This is a genomic window from Amycolatopsis sp. NPDC059021, assembly GCF_042739895.1.
Classification (GTDB): Bacteria; Actinomycetota; Actinomycetes; order Mycobacteriales; family Pseudonocardiaceae; genus Amycolatopsis.
Genome location: NZ_JBHYIQ010000085.1, coordinates 1 through 7,781 on the forward strand (window position 1 = coordinate 1; position 7,781 = coordinate 7,781).

General features: G+C 70.2%; 9 protein-coding genes. 4 read left to right on the forward strand and 5 right to left on the reverse strand.

Features of this window, described 5'->3' with window-relative positions; all coding sequences use genetic code 11:
- Positions 1 to 178: 178 nt before the first annotated feature.
- From ACFWX1_RS35870 to ACFWX1_RS35890, 5 genes are read right to left on the reverse strand one after another with little or no spacing between them, the layout of a single operon-like run.
- Positions 179 to 1,438 carry an NAD(P)/FAD-dependent oxidoreductase gene (locus tag ACFWX1_RS35870; protein WP_378394239.1) on the reverse strand — a complete coding sequence of 420 codons (1,260 nt, stop codon included), beginning with the start codon at positions 1,436 to 1,438 and terminating at the stop codon, positions 179 to 181.
- On the reverse strand, positions 1,431 to 1,664 hold the full coding sequence (locus tag ACFWX1_RS35875) for a ferredoxin (RefSeq protein ID WP_378394240.1): 234 nt from the start codon (positions 1,662 to 1,664) through the stop codon (positions 1,431 to 1,433). Before ACFWX1_RS35875 ends, ACFWX1_RS35870 begins: the two co-directional genes overlap by 8 nt.
- A 1-nt stretch (position 1,665) precedes the next feature.
- Entirely contained in the window at positions 1,666 to 2,283 is a 618-nt protein-coding gene (locus ACFWX1_RS35880) for a ferric reductase-like transmembrane domain-containing protein (RefSeq protein WP_378394241.1), read from the reverse strand.
- Positions 2,276 to 3,043: a DUF4142 domain-containing protein gene (locus ACFWX1_RS35885; RefSeq protein WP_378394242.1), complete on the reverse strand. Its 768-nt coding sequence runs from the start codon at positions 3,041 to 3,043 to the stop codon at positions 2,276 to 2,278. The genes ACFWX1_RS35880 and ACFWX1_RS35885 overlap by 8 nt, the downstream gene beginning before the upstream one ends.
- Positions 3,027 to 3,587 (reverse strand): hypothetical protein, encoded by a 561-nt coding sequence (locus ACFWX1_RS35890; RefSeq protein ID WP_378394243.1) that lies wholly within the window; start codon positions 3,585 to 3,587, stop codon positions 3,027 to 3,029. The genes ACFWX1_RS35885 and ACFWX1_RS35890 overlap by 17 nt, the downstream gene beginning before the upstream one ends.
- 239 nt (positions 3,588 to 3,826) lie before the next feature.
- Here ACFWX1_RS35890 and ACFWX1_RS35895 point away from each other — a divergent pair, with 239 nt between their 5' ends.
- From ACFWX1_RS35895 to ACFWX1_RS35910, 4 genes are all read left to right on the forward strand, one after another.
- On the forward strand, positions 3,827 to 4,378 hold the full coding sequence (locus ACFWX1_RS35895; RefSeq protein WP_378394245.1) for a sigma-70 family RNA polymerase sigma factor: 552 nt from the start codon (positions 3,827 to 3,829) through the stop codon (positions 4,376 to 4,378).
- A 7-nt stretch (positions 4,379 to 4,385) separates the two neighbouring features.
- Positions 4,386 to 5,198 (forward strand): zf-HC2 domain-containing protein, encoded by an 813-nt coding sequence (locus ACFWX1_RS35900; RefSeq protein WP_378394246.1) that lies wholly within the window; start codon positions 4,386 to 4,388, stop codon positions 5,196 to 5,198.
- A 237-nt stretch (positions 5,199 to 5,435) separates the two neighbouring features.
- A complete protein-coding gene (locus ACFWX1_RS35905) occupies positions 5,436 to 6,656 on the forward strand; it encodes a DUF1996 domain-containing protein (protein ID WP_378394247.1) in 1,221 nt (406 codons plus the stop codon).
- Between the two features lie 38 nt (positions 6,657 to 6,694).
- Positions 6,695 to 7,606: a hypothetical protein gene (locus ACFWX1_RS35910; RefSeq protein ID WP_378394248.1), complete on the forward strand. Its 912-nt coding sequence runs from the start codon at positions 6,695 to 6,697 to the stop codon at positions 7,604 to 7,606.
- Positions 7,607 to 7,781 lie beyond the last annotated feature (175 nt).

Here is a 7,781-nt window from a genome sequence, read left to right on the forward strand (position 1 = left end):
GGGCCCCCCCCCCCCCCCCACTACCCGCCCCGCGGGGGGGTGGTGCTCTTCTTCTCCTGTCCCTCACACACACCCCCCCCCCCCCCCGCTTGGGGCCGGCCACCACGCCCTCCCCGCCGCGAGGGGGACGTGGTGGCCGGCGAGGGGACGCGGCCGCCGCGCGCGATCGCGTCCCGGGTCACCCCGCCACGGAGGCCAGCCAGGGATCCTGGAGCACGGCAGGATCGGGCTGGATGGGTACCGCCGTGGTGGGGGCGTCCGCGGGGACGAATTCCGGAGCGGGCAGCCTGCGTTCGAGCTCGGCCGTCCAGTCCAGCATCGCCCGTGGCTTGTCCCACGAGCAGACCCCGACCAGCCTGCCGCCGCGGACGAATCCGGTCACGCCGTCGGCGAGGCCGACGGTGTCTTCGCCGAGTGAGGGGATCCCGGCGGTCTGCAACCGGACGTCGTAGAGGGTCGACCACGCGCGGGGAAGCGGCGTGAACGGCCTCGCCGACGAACGGCCGGCCATGAGGTTCTCCACCCCCGCGCGGGCCGATTCGACCGCGTTGATCCAGTGTTCGACGCGGCGGGGTTTGTCGTCGAAGCGGAGGTTGGGCCAGCGCGCCATGTCCCCGACGACCACGACGTCGTCGGCGCCCTCGGCGAACAGCGTCGGCTCGCAGAGCACGCCGTCGGAGATGTCCAGGCCGGACCCGCGCAGCCAGTCCACCTGCGGCACGCTCCCGATGGCGAGGACCACGACGCTCGCCACGAGCAGCTGGTTGTTCGTCAGGTGCAGCCCGACGGTTTCCTTGGTGCTGATCCAGTGCCGCACTTCCGACTTCATCGCCAGTTTCGCGCGGTGCTCGTTGTGCAGGGCGACGACCGAGTTCGCGACGCGCTCGCCGAAACGGTGCAGCGGCGCCCGCGCGTGGCCGACCAGGGTGACGTCGCGGCCGAGATACCGCATGCTGGCGGCGAATTCGTTGCCGATCAGGCCACTGCCGATGATCACGGCCGGTTTGTTGCTCGCGGCGAGACAGCGCCGCACCGCGAGCGCGTCGTCCACGGTGCGCAGCACGCGTACCCGGGGGTCGTAGCGCGGGGAGCCCGGCAGATGCCGGGGGTACACGCCGGTCGCGATGACGAGCCCGTCGTACCACAGCGATTCCCCGCCCGGCAGGTGCACGACCCGCTCCAGGGTGTCGAGATGGGTCGCGCGGGTGCCGAGCCGCCAGTGCACGTCGAGATCGTGGTAGGCCGACAGCGTGACGTCAGCGGGCCTGGCGGCGCCCATGACCAGCTGCTTCGACACCATCGGCCGGTGATACGGGCGGCGTGGTTCGTCACCCACCAGCACGAGTTCGCCGTCGAAACCGATCTCCCGCAGGTGTTCCGCGGCGCGGAGGCCGCCGACACCCGCGCCGACGATGACGATCCGGTCGCCGTCAGCCATGGATGTCCCCTCTCAGAACCACGGCCTGCATCGGGCAGGCCCTGGCGGCCGCGACGGCCTGGTCCAGGTCGTCCGGCGCGAGCAGGCGTTTCCGGAACCGGAGCCTGCCGTCGTTGCCGAGGTCGAACACGTCGGGTGCCTCCATCGCGCAGATTCCGTACAGTTCGCAGCGGTCGTTGTCGACGCTGATGCGGGGGCCGTTCCCCATGGGCAGCCGGATTCCCATGTCAGGCCACCTGTTCCTCGACGAGCCCGAGGCGTTCCAGGGTCCGCGCGGGCAGGAAGCGCAGCAGCGCCACGGTCACCGCGGGCACGAGCAGGGTGATCCCGCCGAGCCACAGGATCGACAGATGCCCGTTGGCGACCGCGCCGAACCAGGCGTGGAGCGCGGTGAGCCCGACCGCGGGGTAGGCGCACCGGTGCAGCCACAGCCAGCGCCGGTAGGACGTCCAGCGCTGCAGCCCGGCGGTGATCGCGATCGCCAGCATGACCTCGAAGCCGATGATGCCCGCGGTGTGCCGGGCCTCCTGCGTGGGCAGGAACGGGATGAACAGGTAGTCGAGGCCGTACGGGTTGATCGTCAGGTAGAAGAACCCGAGTGCGTGGATCCCGGCGAAGACCAGCGTCATGGTCGCCAGCACCATGTGCCCGTTGCGGAGCGCTTTGCGGCCGGTCACCGACCGTACCCAGCCGGTGGCGGTCAACACGCCCCAGGTCAGGGTGAGGCACATGGCCGCGTAGGCGAAGCGGGCGCACAGGGCGGCGACGCCGCGGGCGGCGGGGTCCGTCTTGGGCTGGAACTGCTGGGTCAGCACGATTGCCACGTCGTGCCAGTGCTCAACCATGGCTTTCCCCCGTTCTGGTGCGGGACACCGCGGCGGCGGCTTGTCCGCGATGGCCCTTGATCCGGCGCAGGCCGAAGACGATTCCGCCGCCCAGCACCAGGACCAGGGCGCCCGCGGTGAGGACGTCCATGGTGGACAGGGCGAGGCCGCCCTGTCCCGAAGGTGCCGAAGTGGTGGCGACGTTCGCCGAGGGCAGCGCGGTGTAGTCGATGAGCCCGGTGCTTTCGAGCAGCGTGATGTGGCGCATCACCGCCTGGTTCGCGGTGGTCGCGTAGGCGCGGATGCGGTCGTCCCGCGTGCCCGCGCGCACCTGGGCGATGATGGCGAGGATCTGGCCGTGCGCGGCGCGGAGCCGGTTGGCGAAGATCCGGTCGAAGTCCTCGGGGGCGCGCGCGTTCCTCATCTCGGCGAGCCAGCCCTGCTGTTCGGTGGTCGGCTCGGCGGGCAGGGCGACGCCGAGATCGCCCGCCAGCGAGCGGGTCACCACGTCGAGCCGCCCGTGGTCGATCATCAGCGCGCGGCCGACCTCCTTGACCTTCGGGTTGTTCGAGCGCGTCTCGGTCCACATCCCGGACGGCATCTCCCAGAGCCCGGCCTGGCGGACCTTGACCACCAGCGTCGCGTCGGACTGGTCGAGGGCGGCGGCGACCCCGGCGGGGCTCAGCGGCACCAGCGCCGCGGCCGCCGCGAGAACCGCGCAGAGCCGGCCGGGCAGCCGGGGAAGACGCGCGGCGCCGGGACGGTCAGAGGCGGAACGCATCGGCCCGCCAGGTGTCCTGGGTGGTCTCGATCTTGTGCCCGTCCGGGGTGATCGGGAACCAGGCGCGGTCGGTGCCCTGGCCCGCGGTCTCGCCGGGCATCCGGTCCTGGGCGTAGCGGTACAGCGGCCAGCCGGCCAGAGTGACCTGGTCGCTTCCGTCGGCGCGGGTGACCTTGCCGACCAGCGCCCTGTCGATCCCGGTCAGCGGGATTTCGCCGCTGGAACGGACCGGGGTCCATTGCTGGGCACAGGCTTCGACGCAGACCGACCGGGGTGGCGTGCTGGAGTCCCGGTCGTAGCGATACACGGTGTAACCGCTGCCGTCCACGACCATGGGGCCGAGATCGAACGGGCGAGCGGCCTGGAGCGACGCCTTGGCCGGATCGGTGTCGTCGGTGGGCATCATCGGCATGGCGCCGGGGTCCATCGGATACGGTGCGGGCGAACCGGCGCCGGACGAGGTGCCCGCCTGACAGCCGGTGAGCGACGCGAGCGCGGTGAGGAACACCGCGGGCGGCGCTAGGCGGCGAAATATGCGATTCACGGCTTCTCCTCGGGCAGGGGAGCGCGCCGTTGCGGCGACGCAACGGGAAAAGGGCGCGAAAGATCCACAGTGGACAGTCTGTCCTCGTGGATACCGTGCGTTGCGGGGGTCAACGCTCTGTCGGGGTCTTCGGTAGGGGATACGGACACGACTGCGAAACGGTTCAAAAAACTTTGCGTCGGACGGCCCAAGATTTTGGTACTAGACGAACAAGCGGGTGCGGCACAAGGATGTCCGGTGTGGGACGGCACAGTCGGACGCTGCGCCCGGTCGCTGATCATGATTCCGGCTCGCATGCTCATGACGACCTGGCGAAGGCGTTGTACCAGGAGTTCGGTGGGGCCTTGATGGCGTTCGCGCTCAGGCTCACCGGCCACGATCGGCAGTGGGCCGAGGACGTGGTGCAGGAAACCCTGATCAAGGCCTGGCGGAACGCGGACAAGCTCGATCGTCAGCCGGAGATGCTGCGGGCCTGGTTGTTCACCGTGGCCCGGCGTATCGTCATCGACGGCTGGCGCAGCCGCAGCGTCCGTCCTCAGGAGATCGAAGAGATCTCCTCGGACGCGATCTGCGTGCCCGACGAATCGGACCGGACGCTCGCCGCGATGATCGTCTACGAGGCGCTGCAAGGACTTTCGCCCGAGCAGCGGGAGGCGATCCAGCAGACGTATCTGCGTGACCGGACCGTGAACGAGGTCGCCGCGACACTGGGCGTCCCGCCGGGTACCGTCAAGTCTCGCATCCATCATGCGGTCCGGGCGCTACGCCGGGCGTTGCGCGAGCGGGGGTGAACTGAGGTTGGCAGGGTCCGCCCACACCGACGTCGCCGCGTATGTGCTCGGCGTGCTGGGCGAGGCCGACAGCGCGCGGTTCGAGGAACATCTCATGGACTGCCCGCACTGCCAGCTCGATCTGCTCGAGCTCTATCAGCTGCCGGACATTCTCGATCTGGTGAAGAAGAGCTGGCCGGAGCCGCCGATGCCCGCGCCGGGCGTGCGGGCGCTCGCGCCCGGCCCCCGCGTGCTGCGGGCGCTGATGGAGGAGGCGGCGGTCAAGCGGAAACGGCGCCGCCGGCTCGGGTTCCTGGGCGCGGCCGCCGCGGCGGTGGCCGTCATCGCCGGCCCGCTCGTGACGATGGCCGTGCGTCCCGCCGATGCCATCGGCCCGCAGGCGGCGCCGGTGCCGACAGTGCGGCCGGAGACCTCGCCCGCCGCGGCGTCGTCTTCCCTGCCACCGCCGTCTTCGCAGGCATCGCCTTCGCCCGCGACGTCACCGCCGACCGGGCAGGCGGGCGCGGCGACGTCGTTCGGCAGAGCCGACGCGGGTTCGTCGGTGAGCGCCCAGGTCACGGTCTCGCCCCGGGAATGGGGCGCCGCGGTCGAACTGGAACTGCGCGGCATCGTCGGGCCGATGGTGTGCGAACTCCGGGCGATCACGCGTGACGGGCCCCGGCACGTCGCGGACTGGAAGGTGCCTGCCAAGGGATACGGCATCGCGGGTTCACCCGAACCGCTGCGCATCGGTGGCGATACCTCGCTTTCGTTGCCGGACATCACGCGTTTCGAAGTGCGTACCGAGGACAACACGCTGCTCGTCGCCATCGTGCGCTGAGCATACTATAACGAGAAGATCACGGACAGATCTCGGTTGAACCGGATCGCATCGCCGTCCGTATTCCCTGGTGCAGGACCCCGCGGCGCCGGGACAGCGGCGCCGGATCCACCCGGTGGCCGGGTCGCATGACGACAGCGCCCGGCTCCGCGCATCGCGCCCCGCGATTCTTTCGCAGTTCCTGACCGGGTACCGGCTTTCGGTACGCCCGGAAAAACGAACGAGGTGACCAAGTCTATGGCCCGGAATCATCCCCGGCCCGCTTCGACGGGCAGGCACCGGATCAGCCGCAGAACGAAACTGACGACCGGTGCGCTCGGCCTGGCGATCGCCGTCGGCGCACTGGCCGTCTACGCGACGTCGGGCACTCCCCAGCAGGCGGGCGCGGACGAGGCCGACAAATCCTTCTTCATCGACATCACCAAGGTCCGGCCGAACAAGGAAGAACCACAGGCGCGCGACGGCGCTTCGACCGGGACCTTCACCGTCGATTGTGGACGGAACGAGGAACAGCACTTCAACCCCGACAACTTCATCGCCCAGCCGGGAATCCGCAACGGCGCGCAGCACCTGCACGACTATGTGGGCAACCTGTCCACGAACGCCGATTCGAACAACAAGAGCCTGCTGGCCGCGGGCACGACGTGCAAGAACGGTGACCAGTCCACGTATTTCTGGCCGGTCGTGCGGATCGACACCGGTGACGAGAACAACGGCGGCCGGAACCAGCGAAACCAGGACCGGAACAACGATCAGCGGGCACAGGGTCGCAACGGCGATCAGGGCCGGAATGAGGTGAAACGCCGGGACGGCGGTCAGCGCGACCGCGGTGACAACCGGGACAACGATCAGAACGGCAAGAACAACGACAACGGTGACCGGCAGGAATTGCCGGGTGTCAACGACAAGAACGAGCTCGCGGGTAACGACGGACAGATCCTGCGGCCCGAGGTCGCCAAGATCACCTTCCGCGGGAGCCCGGCAGGCAAGGTGAAGGCCATGCCGAAGTTCCTGCGCATTCTCTACGGTGACGCGAAACCGTCGGTGAACGGCAAGGCCAACACCAAGGCCAGCTGGACCTGTACCGGCTTGGAGAACCGGATCACCGAGAAGTATCCGATCTGCCCGAACAACAGCAAGGTGGAGCGGATCCACGACTTCCCGAGCTGCTGGGACGGCGAGAACACCGACAGCGACGACCACCGCTCGCACATCGTGTTCCCGAACGAGAACGGCAACTGCAAGCGCGGGTTCACCGCGGTGCCGCAGCTGCGGATCACCCTGGTCTACGACATTCCCCGGGACATCCAGGAAAAAGGACAGTACAAAGTGGACTCGTTCCCGGAGGAGGAGCACAATCCGCTGTCCGATCACGACGACTTCGCCAACGTGATGAGCCGTGACCTGATGGACCGGGTGGTCGGCTGCGTCAACGGCGGCAAGAACTGCGCCGAGTAGCGGAACCGGCTCTGCCCGCGGCAAGAGGAGAACGACCCATGTACCGGACCCGGCTCGTGGCCGCCGCCGTACTCGGCTCGGCGGGACTGGCTTTCCTCGCGGCATGTGGTGACAGGTACACCGATCCCGGCCAGGTCCGTACCGCGCCGGCGGCCGGGCGGGCCGTGACCTCGGCGGTGCCCGCCGGGTCGCGGGTCAGGCTCGCCGCCGGCGCGGTGGAAGGGCTGGGACCGGTGCTGACCGATCAGGACGGCCGGACGCTGTACCGCTTCGCGAAGGACGGCGCGCGGCCGTCGAAGTCCACTTGCGACGGTGACTGCGCGGCACAGTGGCCTCCACTGCTCGCTGACGGGCCACCGCAGGTGACCGGGGTCCAGGAACAGCTCATCGGCCTGATGCCCCGGGCGGACGGCGGGACCCAGGTGACCGTCGGCGGCTGGCCGGTCTACCGCTACGCCAAGGACAGCGGGCCCGGGATAGCGCTGGGCAACGGTTCCGGCGGGGTCTGGACGGCCGTGGCCCCCGGCGACGGGAAGGCGGTGGCGCAGCGGCCGTCCACGGCCGTCGTCGCCGCCGAGGCCGGCGGGCTGGGCACCGTGCTGACCGATCAGGACGGGATGACGCTCTACCTGTTCGCCAAGGACGGCAAGCAGCCGCCGAAGTCCACATGCGACGGTGACTGCGCCCGCACCTGGCCGCCGCTGGTGGCCACCGGTGAAACCGCGGTGTCCGGAGTGGACGGAAAACTCGTCGGGCAGGTGCTCCGGCCCGACGGGACCCGGCAGGTCACGGTCGGCGGCTGGCCCGTTTACCGCTACGCCGGGGACACCGCGCCGGGGCAGGCCACGGGCCACGGTGCGGGCGGTACTTGGTTCGCCCTCGAACCGAACGGCTGCAAGGTGCCCGGCGACCGGAAACCCACGGCGTCCGGCACACCACCGAGCGGGTAGTGACCCGTTCCCTCATCTCCGGTCCGGCGGATGCTTCCCTCCACCTCACCCCCCTCATCCGCCGGGCCGGACCGTGGGGGGGGCCCGGGGGGGGGGGGGGGTCCGCGGCGGCCCAGACAGCGCGGGAGCGGGCGGGGGGGGGCGCCGGGGGGGGCGGAGGGAGGCGCCGTGGGTG